This is a genomic window from Immundisolibacter sp. (assembly GCF_041601295.1).
Lineage (GTDB): Bacteria > Pseudomonadota > Gammaproteobacteria > Immundisolibacterales > Immundisolibacteraceae > Immundisolibacter.
Genome location: NZ_JBFIII010000001.1, coordinates 63,188 through 85,138, shown reverse-complemented (window position 1 = coordinate 85,138; position 21,951 = coordinate 63,188). Strand labels below are relative to the sequence as shown.

The 21,951-nt window shown below is 63.6% G+C and carries 23 protein-coding genes and 1 pseudogene; 6 read left to right on the top strand and 18 right to left on the bottom strand.

All coding sequences use genetic code 11. From position 1 onward, the window contains the following. The 6 genes and pseudogenes from ABZF37_RS00420 to recJ all read left to right on the top strand — a co-directional run. Window positions 1–919: pseudogene (locus ABZF37_RS00420) on the top strand (MFS transporter); the annotation flags it as partial. Window positions 920–1,030: 111 nt separating this feature from the next. After that, the gene (locus tag ABZF37_RS00415; RefSeq protein WP_372715554.1) at window positions 1,031–2,020 is read left to right on the top strand and encodes a dihydrodipicolinate synthase family protein; all 990 of its coding nucleotides are present in this window, start codon (window positions 1,031–1,033) and stop codon (window positions 2,018–2,020) included. A 76-nt stretch (window positions 2,021–2,096) separates the two neighbouring features. Beyond that, window positions 2,097–2,516, top strand: coding sequence for an MAPEG family protein (locus tag ABZF37_RS00410; protein WP_372715552.1), 420 nt, complete (start codon window positions 2,097–2,099; stop codon window positions 2,514–2,516). 356 nt (window positions 2,517–2,872) lie between these two features. Continuing rightward, window positions 2,873–3,901 carry an NAD(P)-dependent oxidoreductase gene (locus ABZF37_RS00405; protein ID WP_372715550.1) on the top strand — a complete coding sequence of 343 codons (1,029 nt, stop codon included), beginning with the start codon at window positions 2,873–2,875 and terminating at the stop codon, window positions 3,899–3,901. A gap of 101 nt (window positions 3,902–4,002) precedes the next feature. After that, window positions 4,003–5,004, top strand: coding sequence for a hypothetical protein (locus ABZF37_RS00400; protein ID WP_372715548.1), 1,002 nt, complete (start codon window positions 4,003–4,005; stop codon window positions 5,002–5,004). Further along, window positions 5,001–6,728, top strand: a complete 1,728-nt coding sequence (gene recJ / locus ABZF37_RS00395; RefSeq protein WP_372715546.1) for a single-stranded-DNA-specific exonuclease RecJ — start codon at window positions 5,001–5,003, stop codon at window positions 6,726–6,728. Before ABZF37_RS00400 ends, recJ begins: the two co-directional genes overlap by 4 nt. A 19-nt stretch (window positions 6,729–6,747) precedes the next feature. Here the strand turns inward: recJ and ABZF37_RS00390 are convergent, their stop codons facing one another. From ABZF37_RS00390 to ABZF37_RS00305, 18 genes are all read right to left on the bottom strand, one after another. Beyond that, window positions 6,748–10,011 (bottom strand): efflux RND transporter permease subunit, encoded by a 3,264-nt coding sequence (locus tag ABZF37_RS00390; protein WP_372715544.1) that lies wholly within the window; start codon window positions 10,009–10,011, stop codon window positions 6,748–6,750. Then, window positions 10,008–11,105: an efflux RND transporter periplasmic adaptor subunit gene (locus tag ABZF37_RS00385; RefSeq protein ID WP_372715542.1), complete on the bottom strand. Its 1,098-nt coding sequence runs from the start codon at window positions 11,103–11,105 to the stop codon at window positions 10,008–10,010. The genes ABZF37_RS00390 and ABZF37_RS00385 overlap by 4 nt, the downstream gene beginning before the upstream one ends. Continuing rightward, on the bottom strand, window positions 11,105–11,728 hold the full coding sequence (locus ABZF37_RS00380) for a TetR/AcrR family transcriptional regulator (RefSeq protein ID WP_372715540.1): 624 nt from the start codon (window positions 11,726–11,728) through the stop codon (window positions 11,105–11,107). Before ABZF37_RS00380 ends, ABZF37_RS00385 begins: the two co-directional genes overlap by 1 nt. 136 nt (window positions 11,729–11,864) lie before the next feature. Then, window positions 11,865–12,587: a twin-arginine translocase subunit TatC gene (gene tatC, locus ABZF37_RS00375; RefSeq protein WP_372715538.1), complete on the bottom strand. Its 723-nt coding sequence runs from the start codon at window positions 12,585–12,587 to the stop codon at window positions 11,865–11,867. A gap of 22 nt (window positions 12,588–12,609) precedes the next feature. After that, on the bottom strand, window positions 12,610–12,942 hold the full coding sequence (tatB, locus tag ABZF37_RS00370; RefSeq protein WP_372715536.1) for a Sec-independent protein translocase protein TatB: 333 nt from the start codon (window positions 12,940–12,942) through the stop codon (window positions 12,610–12,612). Between the two features lie 218 nt (window positions 12,943–13,160). Next, on the bottom strand, window positions 13,161–13,415 hold the full coding sequence (locus tag ABZF37_RS00365) for a Sec-independent protein translocase subunit TatA (protein WP_372715534.1): 255 nt from the start codon (window positions 13,413–13,415) through the stop codon (window positions 13,161–13,163). 69 nt (window positions 13,416–13,484) lie between these two features. Continuing rightward, window positions 13,485–13,805 (bottom strand): phosphoribosyl-ATP diphosphatase, encoded by a 321-nt coding sequence (locus ABZF37_RS00360; protein WP_372715532.1) that lies wholly within the window; start codon window positions 13,803–13,805, stop codon window positions 13,485–13,487. Beyond that, window positions 13,798–14,208 (bottom strand): phosphoribosyl-AMP cyclohydrolase, encoded by a 411-nt coding sequence (gene hisI / locus ABZF37_RS00355; protein WP_372715530.1) that lies wholly within the window; start codon window positions 14,206–14,208, stop codon window positions 13,798–13,800. Before hisI ends, ABZF37_RS00360 begins: the two co-directional genes overlap by 8 nt. Beyond that, entirely contained in the window at window positions 14,201–14,983 is a 783-nt protein-coding gene (gene hisF, locus ABZF37_RS00350) for an imidazole glycerol phosphate synthase subunit HisF (protein ID WP_372715528.1), read from the bottom strand. The genes hisI and hisF overlap by 8 nt, the downstream gene beginning before the upstream one ends. Window positions 14,984–14,986: 3 nt before the next feature. Beyond that, complete coding sequence (gene hisA / locus ABZF37_RS00345; protein ID WP_372715526.1) at window positions 14,987–15,724, bottom strand: 1-(5-phosphoribosyl)-5-[(5-phosphoribosylamino)methylideneamino]imidazole-4-carboxamide isomerase; 738 nt, start codon at window positions 15,722–15,724, stop codon at window positions 14,987–14,989. A gap of 10 nt (window positions 15,725–15,734) precedes the next feature. After that, window positions 15,735–16,379 carry an imidazole glycerol phosphate synthase subunit HisH gene (hisH, locus tag ABZF37_RS00340; protein WP_372715524.1) on the bottom strand — a complete coding sequence of 215 codons (645 nt, stop codon included), beginning with the start codon at window positions 16,377–16,379 and terminating at the stop codon, window positions 15,735–15,737. Between the two features lie 31 nt (window positions 16,380–16,410). After that, a complete protein-coding gene (gene hisB, locus ABZF37_RS00335; protein ID WP_372715522.1) occupies window positions 16,411–17,007 on the bottom strand; it encodes an imidazoleglycerol-phosphate dehydratase HisB in 597 nt (198 codons plus the stop codon). A gap of 7 nt (window positions 17,008–17,014) precedes the next feature. After that, window positions 17,015–18,109: a histidinol-phosphate transaminase gene (hisC, locus tag ABZF37_RS00330; protein WP_372715520.1), complete on the bottom strand. Its 1,095-nt coding sequence runs from the start codon at window positions 18,107–18,109 to the stop codon at window positions 17,015–17,017. Beyond that, entirely contained in the window at window positions 18,106–19,401 is a 1,296-nt protein-coding gene (gene hisD / locus ABZF37_RS00325) for a histidinol dehydrogenase (protein ID WP_372715518.1), read from the bottom strand. The genes hisC and hisD overlap by 4 nt, the downstream gene beginning before the upstream one ends. Next, window positions 19,388–20,029 (bottom strand): ATP phosphoribosyltransferase, encoded by a 642-nt coding sequence (gene hisG / locus ABZF37_RS00320; protein WP_372715516.1) that lies wholly within the window; start codon window positions 20,027–20,029, stop codon window positions 19,388–19,390. Before hisG ends, hisD begins: the two co-directional genes overlap by 14 nt. A 10-nt stretch (window positions 20,030–20,039) precedes the next feature. Next, a complete protein-coding gene (gene murA, locus ABZF37_RS00315; protein WP_372715514.1) occupies window positions 20,040–21,311 on the bottom strand; it encodes a UDP-N-acetylglucosamine 1-carboxyvinyltransferase in 1,272 nt (423 codons plus the stop codon). Window positions 21,312–21,363: 52 nt separating this feature from the next. After that, on the bottom strand, window positions 21,364–21,678 hold the full coding sequence (grxD, locus tag ABZF37_RS00310; protein ID WP_372715512.1) for a Grx4 family monothiol glutaredoxin: 315 nt from the start codon (window positions 21,676–21,678) through the stop codon (window positions 21,364–21,366). A gap of 28 nt (window positions 21,679–21,706) precedes the next feature. Then, entirely contained in the window at window positions 21,707–21,943 is a 237-nt protein-coding gene (locus ABZF37_RS00305; RefSeq protein WP_372715510.1) for a BolA family protein, read from the bottom strand. Window positions 21,944–21,951 lie beyond the last annotated feature (8 nt).

The following is a 21,951-nucleotide window of genomic DNA, read 5'->3' as shown; positions in this document are numbered from 1 at the left end:
GGCGTTTGGAATTTTGGATGGTGGTCGCGGATTCGTTGCCGCTTGCTTTGCATTCATCGGCATCGCGGTATTGGCGTTCTACTTGCCGACCGATGCCACTCTGGCAACTGATGTACAGCGGCGGGCGGGTTTTCGCGGAGTGCTCCTGCTGTATTCAGGCGCCACCTGCGCCATCGGCGTGCTGGCCTGGCTCTTGTTGCCCGGGTCGGGCGAAAAATTCTCCGCGATAAAGCCCCGACTGACGTTCGCGGATACTGTCGCTACGTTTAAACGACCGACCATCTGGGCCCAGGCCGGAATTATCCTGTGCGCTTATTGCGGCTATAAAGGTCTGGACAATTATTCCCTGTATGCCGTCCAGGTATTGGGGATGAACGAAATTGACGCCGCCCGGCTTTCTGCCCTGACCTCCTATGTGCGACCGATTGCGGCCGTGGCTGCCGGCGTGCTGGCGGACAGGTATCTGGCGAGCCGAATTATTTCATTGATGTTCGGCGTACTTTTTTTATCTTTCGGCATTCTTTCTTTGGCAACTCCCGCATCGGATTGGCTCGCCCTTATTCTTGTCAATATATTTGTCAGCGCCTTCGCCGTGTTTGCGCTTCGCGGCGTCTATTTTGCGTTGCTGGAGGAGACAAAAACCCCAACAAACATCACGGGCACAACAGTCGGCGTGGTGTCGTTCATCGGCTTTACCCCCGAAATATTCTTCGCACCCATCACTGGGCGAATTCTCGATGCAGCGCCTGGAGCTCCGGGGCACCGGAACTATTTTCTGTTTTTGGCGGTGGTCGCGCTGCTGGGACTCGCCGTTGCGGCATGGGTTGCGCGCGCGAATCGACGCCTCGGACCTGAGCTCACAGACGGGACGTCTGTTGCATCGGAACCGGTGGTCGGCGATGCTTCAGACAGAGCATAAGTTCCTGCAAGGAACTTGGGCCATGCTCGGAACGAACAGGGGGCAGCCCACCTGTTCTTGACTGGAATTTATCCCGACCGTCGCTGGTCGTTAACCGCGAGGAGAAAACCGATGGCCAAATATACGCAGAATGAAGCCAAGGCTTGGGCCCGGAAACACATGGTGGGTTCGACCAACGCCCCGACCACGCCGTTCAAGCCAGACTTCAGCCTGGACGAGGAAGGACTGGCATTCAACGTCAACAAATACGCTGAAATCGGGCTCTACGGCCTGATGACCGGCGGCAATATGGCAGAAGCCTGGAACATGACTCCCACCGAGTGGAACCGCTACACGCAGATCTGCGCCAGTGCCAACCAGGGCCGGATGATGCTGACGTCGGTCATTCTGGACCCGTCGCCGTTCACGGTGATCGAGAAAGCCAAATTTCTGGACACGCTGGGCTATGACTTCATCGAGGTGATCAACCCGGTAATCCAGTTGCGTTCCGACGCCGACCTGTACGGCTACTACAAGTACCTGAACGACCACTCGCCGCTCGCCATCGTGCTGTACCAGACGCCGACCGCAGGTGTGCTGCTGAACCACGGGCTGATTAACCGCCTGGCGGATTTACCCATGGTGGTCGGGATCAAGAACGGCGTCAGCAACCCTGCTGACAGCATCGCCATGCGCAAAATGTGCGGCGACCGCATCGTCGTGACCGAACCGATGGAGTCGTTCTATCTGTGGGATCGCATCGTGCATGGCGCGCAATGCATTTTCGGAACGCTCGAGGTCATCATGTACGGTCGGCTGCGGGAACGCTTCTTCAAACTCCAAGCACTCGCCGACGCCGGCAAATTCGACGAAGCCCTGCCCATCTACAGAGAACTTGATCCGCTTCGGGATCTTCTGAGCGAACTGTTCATGGTGCCTCTGGTGACCCGCAACCAGTACGCGCTTGCACCCATCAAGTACTGGCTGGAATTGCTCGGCTTCAAAATGGGCGTGTGCCGGCCACCGCTTGCACCGCGTACCGATGAGGCCACCCAGGCACGCATTCGCGAGGTTCTCCTGAAGACCGGGGCCATCGTCGACACTGATCTGAAAGCGGCCTAGAACTGATCTACACTGCGACCGGCCGGTCCGGACTGGCCGGCCGGTCACAATAATCTTCACGAGAGGGGATCAACAAATGACGCTACCGCTTTGGGCGCTGATCGGCGCCGTGCTCTTGCCTTACATCATTTCCGGCATTACCGCCGTGTACCGGACTCGGCAGTTCGGATCGGTTGACGTTAAGCATCCGCGTGTACAGGCCGCGAAGCTGGAAGGTATCGGCGCCCGCGCCGTCGGCGCCCAGGCGAACGCCTGGGAAGCGCTGGCCGTGTTCGCGCCAGCGGTAATCCTGGCGCATGTCGCCGGTGCCGATGCAGGTAAAGCCGCCATCGCGGCAGGCATATTCCTCGCCGCGCGGGTCCTGCATTTGATTGTCTATCTGGCGAACATTGCCCCGGTGCGCACGCTGTGTTTCGTAGTCGGATTGGGGTGCTCCCTGTGGCTGTACTGGCTGGCGGGCACAGCCTTGTCCATCCCGACCGTTGCGGCTGGATAAGCGCACCTGGAGAAGTGCTGAATACGTCAGCGGGTCCCTAAGGCAGTTGAATAAATCCCCTTGCCTGACAGCAAGGGGATTTTAGTCGTCGATTCGGTCGGACCAGCGTGGTCGGAAGGCCTTTTGGGCGCTTCTGTCCAGGACTCGCCTGAGCGGCAAATGCGCCGTTTCCGCGGGCTGATCCTGCGGTTGCGGTGCGAGCAGGCCGGCACCTACAATTCGGTCCATCCCACCCGCGGTATCGTGTGCCGGGCTTATCGTGTATCGGGCCTGGCCGAAGGACCGTCTGTATAAAAACCGGTCGGCCGGTCGGCGCTGCCGGTCCTTTCATTCACATCAACAACGAGGAGAAAAGCATGAGCAAAGGGGTCGTTTTTGTCTCGACCGACTGGATTTCCGATGTGCTGGCCGACGCGCTCGGCACGCTGGACTGCGAGATCATTCGCGGGCCGGCGCCCAAAGGGCCTGGGTTCACAGTCTATGACCCGGCGGATTTTCCGCGCCTGTTTGGCCGCACCGACGTTATCGTGGCCAGCCCCATCACCAAGATCGACCGCGCCGTGATGCAGGCCGCGCCCCGCCTGCGCGCCATCATGTCACCAGTTATCGGCGTTGAAAGCATTGATGTCGATGCCGCCACCGAGCTTGGCATCATCGTTGGACACGGGGCCACGCCGGAGAACTTCCTGGGCATGTCCGAGGCCACGGTGCTGTTCATCGCCGCGCTGTCCATGCAGATGCCGTTCAAACAGCGCCTGCTTGCCGAGAATGCCCCGCGGCCGCGTGATCTCACCGCCCGCAGCGTGCGCGGGCGCACGGTGGGCCTGATCGGCATGGGCCGCATTGCCCGTGGCGTGGTCGACCGCCTGCAAGGCTGGGAAACAGAAATTCTCTACTTCGACCCCTATGTGAGTCAGGACAAGGCGCCAGCCGGCATCAAGAAGGTCGAGCTGGATGACCTGCTCAAACGCTCCGACTTTGTGAGCATGCATGTCACGGTCACCAACGAGACGCGGGCGATGATCGGCGAGCGTGAACTGCGTTTGATGAAGCCGACCGCGTACCTGGTTAACACCGCTCGGGGCGCGGCCTTGGACGAAGCCGCCGTTCACAAGGTGCTCAAGGAAGGCGTGATCGCCGGCGCGGCGCTTGACGCGTTCGTCGAGGAACCCCTACCCGCGACAAGCCCACTGCGCGAGTTCGTCGGCGCGGACAACGTGATTCTGACCCCACACATCATTGGCCACAGCAAGGATGTGATGGACTCGCTGCCGGTGGCCGCGCTGGCAAACGTCGAGCGTGTGCTGCGCGGCGAACCGCCGCTGTACACCAAGAACCCGGAAGCGCTCGACACGTGGAAGGCGCGTTTGGCCAAGATCGGCTGATGTCATAGGTCTGGCGTAAGGAATCCGAAAAGTGTGATTTTCGGATTCCTTGCCAATCCACGCCTGCGACTGGTTTCTGAGTTTCCCTGACATGACTCCGGTTGTGTGCTGGCTGGCGCCTGACGCCGTTTCTGGCACACTCGGCGGGCATGCCGTCCCGCCTGACAATTCACCTTAGCCAACTCGACGCCGCCCCGCTGGCTGCTGAGCTCGGTCTCGACCCGAGCCTGCCAGACGTACCAACCCGCGAGCCTTTTACTGCCTACTTGCCGGCCTTCGCGCTGTTCGGCTGGAGCAGGGACCTTGCCCCGCCGCTGGCGGCAGCGACCTATGCCCACGACTTTGGCACACCACCACCGGCGTGGTGCTCGCGGCTCGATCCGGTGTGCCTGCAGCCAGCAGGCGCCAGCCTGCGCCTGCTGTCCCTGGACGCGACTCCGCTGACGCCAACTCAGGCGCGGGCGCTGTTCGAGCGGGTAAGCTGCGCCGACATCATTCAGGGTGTCAGTTGGCACATGGCCACGCCGCTGCGCTGGTACGTGCTGTCCAACGAGGCGCCAATGCTTGAAACCTCGCCACCGGACAGTCTGCCCGGCGGACGAGTGGCCGACGGCCAACCCAGCGGCCCCGATGCACCACGTTGGCAAGCCTGGCTGAACGAGCTGCAAATGCTGCTGTTCGACGCCCCGCCCAATCTTGCCCGTGAGGCACTCGACCAAGCCCCTGCCAATGCCCTATGGCTGTGGGGCAGCGGCGTTACCCCAACGCTTGGGCCTTCCCCGTTCAGCCGGGTATGGACCGAACAGCCGCTGATTGGCGGGCTTTCACGGCTGGCGGGTGTCACGCCCGAGCCGGTACCCGCATCCGGTACACAGCTTCTCGACGCCTTGGCGACTGAACATGGCCTGCTGGACCTGGCGGTCAACACCACCGCCGATGATCTGCATGAACGCTGGTTACGCCCGCTGCGACGTGCACTGGATGGCAAGCAGCTGGCGAGTCTTCACCTGCACGTCACCGGCCCGGCGGGCAACGCCGTGTTCGATGTGCAACGCCGCGGGTTGTTGTCGCGAGTTCTCTACGGCGCGTGGCGAACACGATGATGGTGAGCCTTGGACGGCCGATCAGCCGGCGGCCGCCGCCACCGGCATCAGCGATCGCCGCCCTGGCCAGACAGCTGGGTTGCTCCGTACTGGCGCGCGTCTACGCGGCCCGCGGCGTAAGGCCCAACGAGCTCGGTTATCCCACCGATCGGCTGTTGGCACCAGACACCCTCAGCGGCATGCACACCGCCACCGCGCTCACTGCGCGCGTGCTCACCGGCGGCGGGCGATTACTGGTGGTGGCCGACTATGACGCCGACGGCGCTACCGGATGCGCCGTGGCGGTACGCGGCCTGCGGGTCCTCGGGGCTGGCACGGTGGATTATCTGGTGCCCAGCCGATTCACAAGCGGCTATGGGCTGTCCATCGAGGTCGCGCACGCCGCCATTGCCTCTCGGCCGGACCTGGTCATCACCGTGGACAATGGCATCACCAGTCTCGATGGCATCGCGCAGTTGCGTAAAAGCGGCATCGCGGTTGTCGTGACGGACCATCACCTGCCCGGCCAGCAGTTGCCGGACGCCAATGCGATCGTCAATCCGCGCCTGCCTGGTGACCCGTTTCCGAGCAAGCACCTGGCGGGCGTGGGCGTGATGTTTTACTTCCTGCTGGCGCTGCGCGCGCGGCTGCGTGCCGACGGCTGGTTCAGGGCCGGGCGCGCCGAGCCTAACCTCGCCCGACTGCTGGACCTGGTGGCGCTTGGCACGGTCGCGGATGTGGTCCCGCTCGACTACAACAATCGCGTGCTGGTCGCACATGGCCTGGCGCGATTGAATGCTGGCGGCGGGCAGCCCGGCCTGCGTGCACTGCTGGCCCTGGATACGACGGGCGAGCCGATAACGGCGACCGAGCTGGCGTTTCGCGCCGGTCCGCGGCTGAACGCCGCCGGGCGTATGGACGACATGAGTTTTGGCATCGAGTGCCTGCTGACTGACGACCCGGCTACAGCGGCCAAGATGGCGGCTCAACTGGACGCCTTCAACCGCCAGCGCCGCGCGGTCGAGGCGCAGATGCAGGCTGAGGCAACGGCACATATGGAGGCACTCAGCGCGCCTTTGCCACCGGTGCTGTGCCTGCACAGCCCGGACTGGCACAGCGGTGTGGTGGGGATCATCGCCGGGCGACTGCGCGAGCGCTACACGCGGCCGGCGGTGGCATTTGCGCCAGCGGCCGACGGTGTGTGGCGCGGTTCGGCGCGCTCGCTGTCCGGAGTGCATATCCGCGACGCGCTGGCAGCAGTCGCAACCCGCCATCCGGGCATGATCAAGAAATTCGGCGGACATGCCATGGCGGCCGGCCTGACGTTGGCGCATGAACATCTGACCGCATTCGCGGCCGCGCTTGGCCACGCCGTGCTGGAGCAAACGGGCGGTGTTTTGCCAACCGATGCGTTACTCAGCGATGGCTCGCTTGACCCGGCACTATTGACGCTGGACCTCGCGCAACGCCTGCACACGGCCGGACCCTGGGGCCAAGGCTTCGCGCCGCCGCTGTTCGACGACGAATTTCAACTTCACGAGACGCGCGTGGTGGGCGGCGACCATCTGCGCCTGCTGCTGTCGCACAGGTCCGGCGGCGAGCGCGTGGGCGCCATCGCCTGGCGCGCGGCAACCCTATGCGAACACTTGGGGGAACGGGTGCACATTGCCTATCGGCCGCAGGTCAATACTTTTCGCGGCGAACGGCAATTGCAGCTCATGGTGGAGGCACTGCTGCCCGTTTGAGCGGGCAGACCGGCCCTCGTCAGGCCACTGCCGCCCTGCTGAGCAAACGCTGGCGATAGGCGTAATACAGAGCCGGCACCACGATCATGGTCAGCCCGGTGGAAAACGCGGTGCCGAAAATTACGCTGATGGCCAAACCCCGGAACACCGGATCCAGCAACATGACCGTGGCGCCCAGCATGTTGGTGAGCGAGGTCAGCACAATCGGGCGCAAGCGCAGCGCGCAGGCGGTGCGCATAGCCTCGCGCAGGCTCATGCCCTGCGCCTCGGCCTCGCGCCCGAACTCGATAATCAGCAGCGATGCCCGAACCACCATACCGACCAGGGCGATGATGCCGACCATTGATGCACCAGAGAACTCGGCACCCATGACCAGGTGGCCGGGGAACACACCGATAAACGCCAGCGGTAACGCCGCCAACGCCACCAGCGGGATCGCGAACGAGCGGTAGTAGGCGACAAGCATCAGGTACACCACCGAGATCGCCAGCAACAACGCGTAGGTCATGTCGCGGTAGGCGTCCAGCATCATCCGGGTTTCGCCTTCCCACAGCATATTGGTGCCGGCGATGGTGTCGGGTGGTTCGTCGTACAAACCCAGGTTACCCACCCGCAGCGGGCGACCCGCGCCATCCTTGACGCTTTCCAGGCGTTGGTTCAGATCCAGCACAGCGTAGAGGCCGGCCCCGGTCAGATACTCGCTGCCGACGAAGATCACCCGCTCGTTGTCCTTGTGCAGGATGGGCACGTCCTCGTAGTCGGGTACCACGCGCACCAATTCCGATACCGGCACGATCTGGCCGGCGGCGTTACTGACCTGAATACGGTCAAGATCCTGCGGACGCAGCTCGTCACGCCGTGGCACCTGGATGCGGATCGGCACCACATTGCGCTCGTCCGGCAGGTGTACGCGGCCAACCGAAACGCCTTCGAACAGCACTTGCAGCACGTCGGCAAGCTGCCGTGGGGAAACACCAGACAAAGCCGCTTTTTCCTCGTCCACCACGACTCGATGGCGGCGCACCGGCTTGGCAACCGAATCGAACACCTCGGCCACTCCCGGGGTCGCCTCGAACTGAGCCCGCACATCGGCCGCTACGCGGCGCATATCGTCCGGATCGTTGCCATAGACCTCGGCCAGCAACTTGGCCCGGCTGGGCGGCCCCGGTGGGTCGTCGAAGGTGCGGATCACGCTGCCGGGATAGCTTCGGCTGACCGCATGCAGACGCGGCCGAAGATCGGCCACAACCTGCATTGAGGTACGCGCCCGCTGGCCGCGATGGATCAGGTTTACCCGTACCTCGGCCTGATGGGCACTGCGGCGGTTCAGGCTGCCGCGCAACAGGTTCGAAAGATCGGTTACCCCCGGCTGAGCCAGCGCAACCAGATAATTGGTTACTTCCGGCGTGGCCCGCAACTCACGCCCGACATCGCGCACCAGCGCGTCCGTCTGCTCCACGCTGGCGTTCTCCGGCAGGTCGATGAAGATATTGAAGGTGTTGATGTCGTCCTTGGGCAAAAAGGTCATCAGCAAGCCCAGGAACGACTTCTCGCCCACGGGCCCCGAGGGACGCAGGTACTGCCAGGCGGGCATCAGGGAAGTCAGGCCAATCAAGGCAGCCATGGCGATGTACAAGCCCCGGCGCAGCAAGGGCCGGTCCAGGAGCAGGCACAAAATGCGGTCGTAAACTCCATACGCCTGCGCGCTTTGCGCCGAGAAATCCGCCAGCAGCGGCTTGGGCCGCAGCCAGCGGCGCGCTGCCCACGGGGTTACTACATAGGCGAACACCAAGGAGGTGAACATTGCGGTCGGCAAATTGACCACGATCGGGAAGAAAAACTCCCCCGGCATACCACTGACGACGATCATCGCCGCGAACACCGCCATCATCGAAAAGGTGGCGAAATTGGTCGCGTTACCGATTTCGGCCACCGCCTGCACCGCCATCGCGCGTCGGTCACCGCCGGGGTTGTCGGTGTAGTGGCGATGGATGTTCTCCACCACAACGATCGCGTCATCGACTAATGAGCCCAGGGCGAGAATCAACGCAAAAAGTGCCACGCGGTTGATGGTCACACCGGCGAAACCATCGGCCATGATCACCGTGAGCATCACCAGCGGTACCACCAGCATTACCATCAGGCCCTCGCGCCAGCCAAGGGTCAGTAGCAAGGTGCCGACCACCGCCAGGATGGCAATGCCAAGGTGTTCGACCAGCGTATTGACCGCGTCGTCCGCCTTGTCGCCATCATTGCGTGTGGTGACTATCTGTACGCCAGCAGGCACGAACTCGCTCTGCATGCGCTTGACCCGCCGCTGTACCTCGTGGCCGATACGCACGGCGTTCTCACCCGCCTTCTTGGCCACGGCGATGGTGACCGCTGGCATCTCATCCCCGCCGAGGGCAGGAAACAGCGGATCGGCCGGCCCGAGCGCCAGACGGGCCATGCTCCGGCGGTCTTGCGGTGGACCGTCAACGGTCTCTGCCACGTCCTCAAGATAAATCAGCCGGCCATCACTCTCGCCTACCACCAGGCGCTGCAAGTCCTCAAGGGAGCCGAGTTGGCTGTCCAGGTACACGCCCGCCCGTTGGCCCTGCAGGGTGATATCCCCCACCGGGCCGGCGAAATTCGAGGCTGCGAGGCGTGCCAGACCCTGGTCCAGGGTGACGCCAAAGGCCTGCATTCGCTCGGGCTCGATCTCGACCCGCAACTCGCGGTCGCGGCCGCCATACACCTGCACGATCGATACGCCACGGACACTGCGCAGTCGCTCGGCCATGCGGTCGGCAATACGCTTGAGGGCGTAATCGTCATAGTCGGTCGACGCCAGGGTGATGGTAACCACCGGCACGTCGTCGGCATCGATTGGCGTAACGGTCGGTGCCCCGGCCTGTGCCGGCAGATGTGGGCGAAGTTGCTCGACCTTGTCGTACACGCGGACCAGCGCCGCCTCCTTGGATATGCCGACGTCAAACTCCACCTGCACCGAGGCCAGCGAATTGCTGGCCGTGCCGTAGGTGTGCTCGACGTCAGGCATCCCCGACAAGGCGGCTTCGAGCGGCGTCAACAGCAGGTTTTCCACTTCCTGCGCACTGGCACCCGGCAGCGTCACGCTGACCTGTGCCGCTGGCACCACGATTTGCGGATTTTCCTCGCGCGGAGTGAGCAGCAAAGCCATGGTGCCGAACAGCGCCACACCCAGAATGACTAGCGGCGTCAGTTTGGAATCGACAAAAAAATCGGCCAGGCGCCCCGCGGCGTTGAAACGCGAATCACTCATTGGCTGGCAGGCGCGCTCAGTTCAAGACGCTCCCCGTCGCGCAAATCGGCCGGCGGGTTGACCACCACCTGATCACCGGCGACAAGCCCCGCCGTCACTTCGAGCTGATCATCAAACTCGCGCCGCGTACGCAGCCAGCGAAATCCGATCTGGCCGTCGTCCGCCACGCGAAAAACGCCGCTCAGGCCGCTGCGTTCGACCAGGGCGGACCGCGGCACTGTCAGCGGCTGATCCTCATCGACCCGAAACTGTGCCCGCCCGAACATGCCGGGCAACAGGCCAATCTCAGGAGGCAGACTGACCTTGACCTCGTAGCGCCGCGTCACCGGATCAGCCGAGGGCACTACCCGCAGAACGCGCCCGCTGTGCGACCCTGGCACGGCGTCCAGCGACACTAGCACCGGCGCCGCCGGATCGAGTTGCATCACCCGACTCTCGGCAACGTAGGTCTGGAACACCAGCGTATGTCTGGCTTCGATTTCAAGGATCGGAACGCCGGGCGTGGCCAAGTCGCCCGCCTCACGCAAACGCCCGACCACCACTCCATCCACCGGGCTGGTGATGCTGGTATAGGCGCGCTGGGCCCGAGCAGTCTCCAATGCGGCCTGCGCCTCGGCCAAGCGTGCCTGCGCCACTTGCCGCCGTACCTCAGCCTTGCGCAAGGTATCCATCGGAACCGCGCCAGTCTTGGTAAGAGCGATGAATTTATCGACATCCACCCGCGCATCGGCCAAATCTGCTTTTGCTGAGGCGCGCGCGGCGGTGGCTTGCCGCACCGCGCCCTCCACGTCCGCCGGATCGATTTCCACCAGTACCTGGCCATCCCGTACCGGGTCGCCTTCGCGCACTGCAAGCTTGCGTATGAAACCGCTGATACGCGACGACAGCTGCACCCGCTCATCCGCAATCACGCTGCCTGGCACGGTGTAATAGCGCGGCACCGTGCTGATGCTGGCGACGGCAAGTTCCAGATCATCGCGAACACGAGGCGCCGCCTGCTGCGTTGAATCACCGCAGGCGGTCAGAATCAGGGGCAACAGCAAAACCAGCAGCCGCTGGCCCGTCCCTGGCCAGCCAAGCTTTGTAGAGAGCATTACCTGGGATCCTTGCGCATACCGTGCAGGGCGAGATCAGTGACGTGATCAATGATGGTCTGACGCAGATCCTGTGGGGTATCCGAAGGCATCAAATAGCGTCGCACCGGCTCTAGGGTGTAGTGCCCAATCGTCAGCGCCAGCGCGGAAGTAGCCAGAAACGACGGCCTGTAGTTCCCCGGCGGCAGGTCGCGTCCGACACGCATGATTTCCCGAAACGGTTCAGCAAACACCCGGGTTGCCAGGTATTCAAGCCGCTTCTCGTCCCGTACCAACAGTTCGCGCCTCAACAAGGTCAGAAACAGCTCATCGCCGTGGATCGCGTCGACCAACACCTCCACCACACGACGTACCTTGCCCTCGAAGGTTGTCAGACCTTTGAGCGCGTCACTCATACGACCAATCCGGCGCCGGAATATGTACTCAAGCGCCTCAAGGTACAACTGATCCTTGTCTTCGAAATGGTGGTAGAGCGCCGCTGGCGTAATGCCACAGGCCTTGGCCAGATCGCGCATGGAGGTCGCTGCATAGCCACCTTCCGCGAACAGGGGTGCGGTTTTTTCCAGTATGTCTTCTTTGTTCAAACGACGCTGGAGCTTACCGGGGTTGGCGGTGCGGGTCATGGTGTCTGAGTACCTTAATGAACGTTAGCCGCGGCGACCGGCATGATACCGGCTTAATTCCGGCTGCACGAGCCCGGAAACGTCAATTAATTCGCAAATAACTCGCCAAACCGGTACGCCGCCGCCACGGATTCGCTCACTCCGCCTTTACGCTCTCACCCCGCACGGCATTTTTCTCGAGCACGCGGGCCACGATCAGTCCCAGTTCAAACAGGACCCAGACGGGCACCGCCAGAATGGTTTGCGAGAACACATCCGGCGGCGTCAACAACATTCCGACCACAAAGGCACCGACAATCACATACGGGCGCGCCCGGCGCAGGCTGGCGGTGCTGACAAAACCGAGCAGCACCAACAGAACCACCACCACCGGTACCTCGAACGCCAGGCCAAACGCGAAAAACAGCGTCAGGACGAAATCGAGATAACTGGTCACGTCGGTCATCACCAGCACGCCGGCCGGCGCGGCGCTGGCAAAGAAACCGAAAACGATGGGAAAGATCGCGAAATAGGCGAAGACCATACCCAGGTAAAACAACACCACGCTGCTCACCAATATCGGAACGGCCAATGCCTGTTCGCGCCGATAAAGCCCGGGCGCGGCGAACGCCCAAGCCTGGTAGGCCACGAATGGCATCGCCAAGAATACCGCCAGCATCATGGCAAATTTGAACGGCGCCAGAAACGGCGCTGCAACCCCGGTGGCAATCATTGAGGCACCCTCCGGCAAACGCTCCATCAGGGGTCGCGCCAGCGTGGAATACAGCGGCTTCGCAAACGGCAATAGCGCGAGCATTGCCACCAGAACCGCCGCCACGGCCCGTAACAGGCGCGTGCGCAATTCCAGCAGATGCGCCATCAGAGGTTGCTGTGGCGTTGCGTCAGTTGCCATCGACGGATGTCTTGCCCGGGTTGACCGGCGCATCGGGCGGCGGCTTGATCGCTGCGCCCAGGTCAGCACCGGCCGCCGACACCTCTTGTTGCAGATCCTGTAACGGCTCGGTCAGGCGGCTGGCCTCCTCGCGCAGCGTCTGGCGCAACTCCTCGGCCTTCAGTTCGCGGTCGATGTCAGCCGTAAAGCGCTGAACAGTGGCGCGAAAACGCCCAAGCCACAGCCCGGCAGTGCGCGCTGCCTGCGGTAGCCGCTCCGGCCCGAGCACCAGCAAGCCGACGACGCCGACCAGCAGCAATTCGCTGAATCCGATATCGAACACTCGTACCCCAAGCCTTAAGGAAGCGCTGAATAACCCATTCCGGATCTCTCAGCACCCGCCACCGGAAAAGTGCGGTTTCCCGGTGGCTTACAAAATCAATGGCTTACAGGCATTGATTCTGTAAGCGCGTCCGTGCACTGCGGGAGCCGCTGCCGTTCGCGTTACGTCGGGTGCGCGGTGATTGGTCCGGGCAGAGACGGAAACTCGTACTGGAGGCGCTAGCCGTCGTGACGCTCGCGCTGGGTGACCGCGTCGGCGTCCGCCGGCCGCGTCGGCTCACCGAGGCGCTCGGCCAAACGCTCTGCCTCGCGGGCAGCCTCATCCTTCTCGCCATCCTTCATGGCGCTGCGAAATCCCTTGATCGCGCCCCCGAGGTCCCCACCCAGGCTGCGCAAGCGCTTGCCGCCGAACAAGACCAGGACAATGGCGAGAACGATAAGCAACTGAAATGGAGATATACCGCCTAGGCCCATGATTTGATACTCCTAGCTATAGTCAGGATTGGCTATCCGAAAGACCCAGGCCGGCCGTCCGGCATCCGGTCAGGTCGAGCTTCGGGCCGCTTTCTCGTCGATGCCAGAACGACCGAACCGGCGCTCCAGTTCGGCCAGCACGTCATCCACGGCGAGGTCTTGCGATACCAAAAACAGCAGCGTGTGAAACCACAGATCTGCGGTTTCCGCCACGATCCGCTCCGGCACACCGTCCTTGCCGGCCATCACCAGCTCGGTAGCCTCCTCGCCGATCTTCTTGAGCATGCCGTCGAGGCCGGCAGCATACAACCGCGCCGTGTACGACGACTGCGGATCCGCGCCACGCCTTTGCTGCAGCACCGCCTGTAGCCGGTACAGTACCTCATGCATGGTCGTGGTCCGTATAAATTGACTGGGGCGTCTTGAGAACCGGTTCGTCGCTGACCCACCCGTCGTCCGTGAGACGCTGAAAAAAGCACCGCGCACGCCCGGTATGACACGCGATGCCACCGTGTTGTTCCACCCGCAGCAACACGGTATCGCCATCACAGTCCAGACGCAGTTCACGCACGGTCTGCACATGACCGGAAACCTCGCCCTTTCGCCATAAGCGCCCGCGCGAGCGCGACCAGTAGACGGCCACGCCCTGGGTCACGGTGGCGGCGAGCGCCTCCCGATTCATCCAGGCCAGCATCAGCACCTGTCCGGTCGCATCTTCCTGGGCGATCACCGGCACCAGGCCACGCGCATCCCAATGCACCGCATCAAGGAAATCCGCTCCGGGTTCAGACATCGGCCAACTCCCAGTCATCGACCCGCACCACGACGTCGGCGTTCGCCAGATGCGCCTTGGCCTGCGCGATGGTGTACTCGCCAAAGTGAAAGATACTCGCTGCCAGCACCGCGTCGGCGTGGCCGACCAGTACCCCGTCGCGCAAGTGATCCAGGTTACCCACGCCACCGGAGGCAATGACCGGCACCGACACCGCATCGCTCACCTGGCGAGTCAGCTCCAGGTCAAAACCCTCGCGTGTTCCATCCCGGTCCATGCTGGTCAACAGCAGTTCACCGGCGCCCAACGCGACCACTTGCCGGGCCCATTCGATCGCGTCAAGGCCGGTCTGCCGGCGTCCACCGTGGGTGAACACCTCCCAGCGCCCGCGCGCCACCTGCTTGGCATCTATCGCCACCACAATGCACTGATTGCCGAACTGCTGCGCGGCCTCCGCGACCAACTGCGGCCGCTGTACCGCGGCGGAGTTGATCGACACCTTGTCGGCGCCCGCGACCAACAAGCGGCGCACGTCCGCCACGCTGCGCACGCCACCGCCAACCGTAAACGGGATGAACACCTGCTCAGCCACGGCTTCGACCACGTGCAGCAGCGTATCGCGGTCGTCAGCACTGGCGGTGATATCCAGGAACACTAACTCGTCAGCGCCCGCCTCGCTGTAGCGGCGGCCGGCCTCGACCGGATCGCCCGCGTCTCGCAGGCCGACAAAACGCACCCCTTTGACCACCCGCCCATGGTCCACATCAAGACAGGGAATGATCCGTTTGGCCAACATGGATCAGGCGCGCAATTCCGTGACCCGCCGCAGCGCCGTCGCCAGATCCAGGGTGCCCTCGTATAACGCGCGGCCGACGATTGCCCCGGCGATACCCTCGTCCGCGACCGCGCACAACGCTTCCACGTCAGACAGGCTGGTGACGCCTCCGGACGCAATGACCGGCACCGTCACAACACGCGCCAACTCGACCACTCCTTCCACATTGGCGCCACCCATCATGCCGTCGCGGCCGATATCGGTGTAAATGATGGCTTCCACGCCGTCGCGCTGGAAATGCTGCGCCATGTCCAGTACCGAATGCTGCGACAGCTTGGACCAGCCGTCGATGGCAACCTTGCCGTCGCGCGCATCCAGTCCCACGATGATGTGGCCCGGATACTCGGTGCAGGCATCGCGCACGAAATGGGGCATGTTTACCGCCTGGGTCCCCAGGATGACGTAGCGCACGCCGGCATCGAGGTAGGCCTCGATGGACTCCTCATCCCGGATACCGCCGCCCACCTGAACATCCACTTCGCCCACCGCGGCGGTAATGGCCGAGATAATCCTGGAGTTGACCGGCTGACCCGAAACGGCGCCGTCCAGATCGACCACGTGCAGGCGCGTTGCGCCCTCGTCGACCCAGCGCTTGGCCACGGCGACCGGATCATCGTCGAAGACCGTGACATCGTCCATGCGCCCTTGTCGCAAGCGCACACACTTGCCGCCCTTGATATCGATGGCCGGAATCAACAGCATCAGATTCTCCTCAGTCCTCGCCGTTCCAGGTCACAAAATTGGACAGTAAACGCAAACCCGCGTGGTGGCTCTTCTCGGGATGAAACTGCGTCGCCACAAGATTGCCACGTGCCAGCGCAGACGTGAACGTCGTACTGCCATGACTGGTCTGCCCCAACACCAGATCGGCCTGCGTCGGACACACGTAGTAGCTGTGTACGAAGTAAAACCAGGCACCACTCGGAATACCGGCCAGCAGCGGGTGCCCGCGGGCCAGGTCGACCTGGTTCCAGCCCATGTGGGGCACCTTGCGTCGCTCGCCGCCAGCCAGTGTCTCGCCCGCCGCAAAGCGCGCCACGCGCCCTGCCACCAGGCCTAAACCGGCCACACCGCCGTCTTCTTCGCTGAACTCGAACAGGGCCTGCAACCCCAGGCAAATTCCGAGGAAGGGTTTGTTCGTGGCTGCTTCGCGCACCGCCGCCGCCAGGCCGGGCTCCGCCAGACGAGCGGCACAGGCGCCGATCGCGCCCTGGCCGGGGAAGACCACCCGCCCGGCCGCTCGAATCACAGCTGGATCGGCGCTCACAGACACCTTGTGTGCGCCGACCTGCTCCAGCGCCTTCGCCACCGAACGCAGGTTGCCGGAACCAAAATCGATGACAACGGTTTCGCTCATAAAAAGCAGACGCAACCCGGGCCGCCGACGATCAAAGGCTGCCCTTGGTCGATGGCACGACTCCGGCAGCACGCGGATCGATGCTGAGCGCCATGCGCAGCGCGCGACCGAAGGCCTTGAACACGGTCTCGGCGATGTGGTGCGCGTTACCGCCGCGCAGACAATCGATGTGCAAGGTCACCAGGCCGTGATTGACGAAACCCTGGAAAAACTCGCGCAGCAGGTCGATATCGAAATCGCCCACCCGGCCACGCGGGTAGGTGACCAGATAGGTCAATCCCGGCCGACCGGAGCAGTCCAGTACCACGCGCGACAGCGCCTCATCGAGCGGAACGTACGCATGACCGTAACGGGTAATACCGGCTCGCTCGCCCAGCGCCTTGTGCAGCGCCTGGCCAACGGTAATGCCGATATCTTCCACGGTATGGTGGGCGTCGATATGCAGGTCACCAACCGCCTCGACCGTGAGGTCCAGCAAGCCATGGCGGGCCACCTGCTCCAGCATGTGGTCCAGAAACGGCACGCCGCTGGCAAGCCGCACCCTGCCGCTGCCGTCGAGGTTCAGTTCAACCCGGATGTCGGTCTCGCGGGTAGTGCGCCGGATGTCAGCGCTGCGTTGGCTACTCATGCCTGTGTCAGTCTTGTAGTTGCGTCCGCAGGGCGGTCACGAGGGCCCGGTTCTCAGCCGCGGTGCCCACCGTTAACCGCAGGCACTCGGCCAGCACGGGGTGGCTGCCGTGAACGTTCTTGACCAGTATACCGGCCTCGCGCAGCGCACCGTGCACCCGCGACGCCTGACCCGGTGACAGGCGCAATAAAACAAAATTGGTGTCGCTCGGGTAAACGGTCGCGCTGGAGATGCCTGCCAGGGCCTGCAACAGCACAGCGCGATCCTCGCGAATGCGCGCCGCCTCCGCCGCCAGGCGGTCAGCGTGTTCAAGCGCAAACTGCGCAGAAATCTGCGTCAGACTGCTGATGTTGTAGGGCAGGCGTGCTTTATCGAATTCACGCAACCAGTCACGATGGCCAATCAGGTACCCCAGACGCAGACCGGCCAACCCCACCTTTGACAGCGTACGCAGCACCAGTAACTGATCGAATTCGAGCAGCCAGGGCAACACGCTGCGCCCGGCAAATGGGAAATAGGCTTCGTCCACCACTACCAGCCCAGGCGCCGCTGCGATGAGCGCGCGCAGATCAGCGGCGGCAAACAGGTTCGCTGTCGGGTTGTTCGGGCAGGACAGATACGTCAATGCCGGGCGATGCTGCTGCATCGCCGCCAGCATCGCCGGCACATCCAGGCCAAAATCGGCCCGCAGCGGTACTTCCACCACTTCCAGCCCCAGCACTCGTGCGATCAAGCCATACATGGAGAAGCTCGGTGCCGGCAGCAACACACTGGCCGCCGGCCGCGCCAGACAAATATCCAGCAGCTGGATAAGCTCGTCCGAGCCATTTCCGAGCAACAGCCCAAAACCCGGCGGTACGCCGGCCTGGCGGGCCAGGGCCGCGGCCAGTTCGTCTGCCTGGGGCAGTGGGTAGCGGTTCAACTGAACCCCACGCAGGCGCTCCAGCCACGGCGCTTCCAAATCACCCGGCCAGGGATGCGGGTTCTCCATCGCATCCAGCTTGAGCAGTCCGGTTGCCGGCGGCACGTGATAGGCGTTCAGCGCGCGAATCTGCGGCCGAACCAGGCCCTCGATACGCTCAGCTCGCGAGGGCGTATTCATTCTGCCGCCAGGCGACATTCGGCCGAACGGGCGTGGGCGGTCAGTCCTTCGCCACGGGCCAACTCGGCCGCCAGCGGCGCCAGTGTTCCGGCTCCGGCCGCGCTCAGCGCGATCAGGCTGCTTCGCTTCTGGAAGTCATACACGCCCAATGGTGAACTAAAGCGCGCGGTACGCGCCGTCGGCAGCACGTGATTCGGGCCGGCGCAGTAATCGCCGATCGCCTCGGGCGAATGACCGCCCATGAAGATGGCTCCAGCGTGGCGTATATGTGGCAACAAGGCCGCCGGATCGGCGACCGCAAGCTCCAGGTGCTCGGGCGCCAGCGCGCTGGCGAGCGTGGCCGCTTCGATCAGGTCACGGGTTCGAATCAGCGCGCCATGACGTTCGAGCGCCGCCTCCACAATCGCGCGCCGCTCCAGGGTCCCCAGCAAAGCCGCCGCACGTTCGGCCACACGCTCCAGCAATGCAAGGTCGGGCGACAGCAGGATCGCGCGCGCCTGCTCGTCGTGTTCGGCCTGCGCGAACAGGTCGTATACCAGCCAGTCGGCTGGCACGCTCCCATCCGCCACGATCACCACCTCCGACGGGCCGGCGATCATGTCGATGCCCACGGTACCGAACACCAGGCGCTTGGCCGCCGCCACGTAGCGATTGCCGGGGCCGACAATCTTGTCCACGGCTGGCACCGTGGCAGTGCCATACGCCAGGGCTGCCACCGCCTGCGCGCCGCCGACACGAAACACCCGGTCAACGCCGGCGATCCGTGCCGCCGCCAGCACCAGCGGATTGTCCACGCCATCGGGCGTCGGCGAAACCATGATGATTTCCTGAACGCCCGCCACTTTGGCCGGGATGACGTTCATCAGCACGCTCGATGGATAGGCCGCTGTGCCCCCGGGCACGTATACACCGACTCGCTCAAGTGGCGTTACCCGCTGACCGAGCACGCTGCCATCGGCTTCCGTGTAATCCCAGGAGCCGGCCAGCTGGTGCTGATGGTAGGCACGCAGGCGTTCGGCAGCGCCATTCAGTGCCGCACGCTGCGCCGGCGTGATGGCGGCCAGCGCCGCATCCAGGTCCGCGGGTGGCACTTCGAACTCGACCGGCTCGCCCGGCACCCAGCGATCGAGCTTCAGCGTGTAGTCCAACAAAGCCGCGTCACCGCGCTCGCGCACGGCGTTCACGATCGCCTGCACCGATGCCTGCAGATCTGGATCCTCGGCAGCCGCAGTGGCCTGCAGGGAATTAAAAGCGGCCTCGAAATCAGCCGCCTGGCTGTCAAGCCGGCGCATCGGCCACCTGCCGGGTCACGGCCTCCAGCTCGCGGATGAGCCGCTGAAGCGCGGTTTGCTTGAGCTTCATCGAGGCGCGGTTCACCACCAGACGCGAGCTGATGTCAGCGATCAGCGCCAGCGGCTCCAGACCGTTCGCGCGCAGGGTACTGCCGGTATCGACCAGATCGACGATACAGTCGGCCAGTCCCACCAGCGGCGCGAGCTCCATCGACCCGTACAGCTTGATCGGCTCCACCTGCACCCCGCGCTCGGCGTAATACCGCTGCGCCACGTTGACGTATTTGGTGGCCACGCGCAGACGACCGCCTGGCAGCTGCACCCCCGCGCGGCCGGCCACCATCAGCCGGCACCGTGCAATACCGAGGTCCAGCGGCTCGTACAGGCCTTCGCCGCCGTGTTCCATCAGCACATCCTTGCCGGCAATACCAGCATCCGCGGCGCCGTAAGCCACATAGGTCGGCACATCAGTGGCACGGATGATGATGATCTGCACGCCCGGGACACTGGTGTCGACGATCAGTCGGCGCCCAACCTCTCCGACCGGCGCGATGCCGATGCTCGCCAGCAACGGCAGCGTCTGTTCGAGAATACGGCCCTTGGACACCGCGATGCGCAAGCCATCCATCGCTAGATCCTCACGCGGCGCGCCGATCGGGCACACGCCGGATGTCGGCGCCGAGTTGCTCCAGCTTCTCCTCGATGCACTCGTAGCCGCGATCAATGTGATAGATGCGACTGACGTGGGTTTCGCCCTGCGCGACCAACCCGGCCAGCACCAGCGAGGCCGAAGCCCGCAGATCCGTCGCCATGACCGGCGCCGCCTTCAGGAACTCAACGCCGCGAATGAACGCGGTAGAGCCCTCCAGGCGCACATCGGCGCCCATGCGCTGCAGCTCCGGCACGTGCATGAAGCGGTTCTCGAAAATGGTTTCGGTGACGGTAGCGGCCCCCAGGGCCACCATATTCAGGACCATGAACTGGGCTTGCATGTCGGTCGGCATGCCGGGGAACGGCGCGGTCCGCAGACTGACTGCGCGAGGTCGGTTTCCACCCATGTCAAGGCTGATCCAGTCGGCACCTGTTTCAATCTGCGCCCCTGCATCGCGCAGCTTTTGCAATACGATTTCGAGCAGTTCCGGCCGGGTATCCTTGAGCTTGACGCAGCCACCGGTCAGCGCCGCTGCCACCAGATAGGTTCCAGTCTCAATGCGGTCCGGCACCACCCTGTGGTGGGCACCGGACAGGTTCGATCGACCCTCGATGATGAGCCGATCCGTGCCCACGCCCTCGATGTGCGCGCCCATAGCACTCAGACACACCGCCAGGTCAGTCACCTCGGGCTCACGGGCCGCGTTTTCGATGATGCTGGTGCCGTCGGCCAGCGTCGCGGCCATCATCAGGTTCTCGGTTGCCGTCACGGACACCAGGTCCATCACAATGTGTGCGCCGTGCAGACGCCCGGCCCTGGCCTTGACGTAACCGTCTTCCACACGAATGTCGGCGCCCATGGCTGCCAGGCCGTCCAGATGCAGATTAACCGGCCGCTGGCCGATTGCGCAGCCACCGGGCAGGGACACCTCCGCCTGGCCAAAACGCGCCAGCAACGGGCCCAATACCAGGATCGAGGCACGCATGGTCTTTACCAGCTCGTAGGGAGCAAAGTAATTGTTCATGGTGCGCGGATCGACTTCGACCTGCATCTGCTCGTCCACCGACAGCGAGGCGCCCATGCGGCCGAGCAGCTCCAGGGTGGTCGTGATGTCGTGCAGATGCGGCACGTTACTGATGGTCATCGGACCATCGGCCAGCAAGGTCGCTGCCATGATGGGCAGGGCAGCGTTCTTGGCGCCGGAAATACGAATTTCGCCGTTGAGGCGCGCTCCGCCCTGGACAATCAGTTTTTCCACAATGTGTCCAGAGGCGTGCGCTGCAGGCACCGGCCATGGGCCGGCGGGCGGATCAACCCTTCAAGGCATCCAGCAGTTCTTGCAGTTCGCCGCTCTCGTACAGCGACTGCACAATGTCACAACCGCCGACGAACTCGCCGCCCACATACAGCTGCGGCACGGTCGGCCAATTGGAGAAGGCCTTGATGCCCTGGCGCACGGCGTCGTCGGCCAGTACGTTGACTGTCTCGAACTCGGCACCACAGGCTTCGAGAATCTGCACCGTTCGGCCCGAAAAACCGCACTGCGGGAAGCGCCGGTCGCCCTTCATGAACAGCACGACCGGTACGGCATTGACAAAACGATCGATCTTTTCCGTCACATCCATGGGATTGACCTCGCGTGGGGGTGGAGGCTTAACGCTGTTCCCATGCCGCCCGAGTCAGCGTGCGCAGGGACAGGGCGTGGATGGCATCATCGTGCATGTGCCCGGCCAGGGCCTGATAGACCAGCTGGTGCTGTTGTACCAGGCGCTTGCCTGCAAATGCATCGCACACCACCAGCGCCTCGAAATGGCGACCGTCACCCTCCACCGTTGCCACTGAATCTGGCAACCCTTGCTCGATGAGCTTTTTGATGATGTCTGGGTCCATGACGGCAA

What these genes read in the sequence shown, in the direction of transcription:
- tatC (WP_372715538.1), bottom strand. Translation starts at nt 12,587, where the DNA reads ATGGCGCATCTGCTGGAATTGCGCACGCGCCTGTTACGGGCCGTGGCG.
- hisG (WP_372715516.1), bottom strand. Translation starts at nt 20,029, where the DNA reads ATGGATGGCTTGCGCATCGCGGTGTCCAAGGGCCGTATTCTCGAACAG.
- ABZF37_RS00305 (WP_372715510.1), bottom strand. Translation starts at nt 21,943, where the DNA reads ATGGACCCAGACATCATCAAAAAGCTCATCGAGCAAGGGTTGCCAGAT.
- ABZF37_RS00415 (WP_372715554.1), top strand. Translation starts at nt 1,031, where the DNA reads ATGGCCAAATATACGCAGAATGAAGCCAAGGCTTGGGCCCGGAAACAC.
- grxD (WP_372715512.1), bottom strand. Translation starts at nt 21,678, where the DNA reads ATGGATGTGACGGAAAAGATCGATCGTTTTGTCAATGCCGTACCGGTC.
- ABZF37_RS00405 (WP_372715550.1), top strand. Translation starts at nt 2,873, where the DNA reads ATGAGCAAAGGGGTCGTTTTTGTCTCGACCGACTGGATTTCCGATGTG.
- ABZF37_RS00365 (WP_372715534.1), bottom strand. Translation starts at nt 13,415, where the DNA reads ATGGGCCTAGGCGGTATATCTCCATTTCAGTTGCTTATCGTTCTCGCC.
- hisD (WP_372715518.1), bottom strand. Translation starts at nt 19,401, where the DNA reads ATGCGCCGGCTTGACAGCCAGGCGGCTGATTTCGAGGCCGCTTTTAAT.
- hisC (WP_372715520.1), bottom strand. Translation starts at nt 18,109, where the DNA reads ATGAATACGCCCTCGCGAGCTGAGCGTATCGAGGGCCTGGTTCGGCCG.
- hisB (WP_372715522.1), bottom strand. Translation starts at nt 17,007, where the DNA reads ATGAGTAGCCAACGCAGCGCTGACATCCGGCGCACTACCCGCGAGACC.
- ABZF37_RS00380 (WP_372715540.1), bottom strand. Translation starts at nt 11,728, where the DNA reads ATGACCCGCACCGCCAACCCCGGTAAGCTCCAGCGTCGTTTGAACAAA.
- recJ (WP_372715546.1), top strand. Translation starts at nt 5,001, where the DNA reads ATGATGGTGAGCCTTGGACGGCCGATCAGCCGGCGGCCGCCGCCACCG.
- ABZF37_RS00385 (WP_372715542.1), bottom strand. Translation starts at nt 11,105, where the DNA reads ATGCTCTCTACAAAGCTTGGCTGGCCAGGGACGGGCCAGCGGCTGCTG.
- hisF (WP_372715528.1), bottom strand. Translation starts at nt 14,983, where the DNA reads ATGTTGGCCAAACGGATCATTCCCTGTCTTGATGTGGACCATGGGCGG.
- ABZF37_RS00390 (WP_372715544.1), bottom strand. Translation starts at nt 10,011, where the DNA reads ATGAGTGATTCGCGTTTCAACGCCGCGGGGCGCCTGGCCGATTTTTTT.
- ABZF37_RS00360 (WP_372715532.1), bottom strand. Translation starts at nt 13,805, where the DNA reads ATGCATGAGGTACTGTACCGGCTACAGGCGGTGCTGCAGCAAAGGCGT.
- hisI (WP_372715530.1), bottom strand. Translation starts at nt 14,208, where the DNA reads ATGTCTGAACCCGGAGCGGATTTCCTTGATGCGGTGCATTGGGATGCG.
- hisH (WP_372715524.1), bottom strand. Translation starts at nt 16,379, where the DNA reads ATGAGCGAAACCGTTGTCATCGATTTTGGTTCCGGCAACCTGCGTTCG.
- ABZF37_RS00410 (WP_372715552.1), top strand. Translation starts at nt 2,097, where the DNA reads ATGACGCTACCGCTTTGGGCGCTGATCGGCGCCGTGCTCTTGCCTTAC.
- hisA (WP_372715526.1), bottom strand. Translation starts at nt 15,724, where the DNA reads ATGCTGTTGATTCCGGCCATCGATATCAAGGGCGGCAAGTGTGTGCGC.